The organism is Pseudoalteromonas sp. CR1, assembly GCF_019392235.1.
Lineage (GTDB): Bacteria > Pseudomonadota > Gammaproteobacteria > Enterobacterales > Alteromonadaceae > Pseudoalteromonas.
The window spans coordinates 1-254 of record NZ_JAHXRM010000410.1 but is presented as its reverse complement, the minus strand read 5'-3'; the positions used below and the strand labels follow the sequence as shown (position 1 = coordinate 254).

General features: G+C 63.4%; 1 protein-coding gene. It reads right to left on the bottom strand.

What is annotated here, in order from left to right; all coding sequences use genetic code 11:
- On the bottom strand, window positions 1–254 hold a 254-nt coding region (locus KZZ04_RS19935), incomplete at both ends, for a hypothetical protein (RefSeq protein ID WP_219423993.1).

Below are 254 nucleotides of genomic sequence, written 5' to 3'. Positions count from 1 at the left end.
GCCCTCGAAAGGCTGCATCCGCGTACGTGAGGCAGCGGTGATATCCAGGCTGGCGAGTGTGGTGGCGGCGGGTAACGTTTCACTCGACAGTTCGGCCTCTGGCACCTCTTGTGCCGTCGGCGGCGGGCGCTCGGAGCCCTCAAGTTCACTGCGCAGGCCGGCCATTTCAGCCACCCCGCAAATAAAATCTTTCATGGCCGCCTTCCAATGGTGCAGCTGCAGCGCTTCGGCGGAGCGCTTGAACAGCGTGTAGC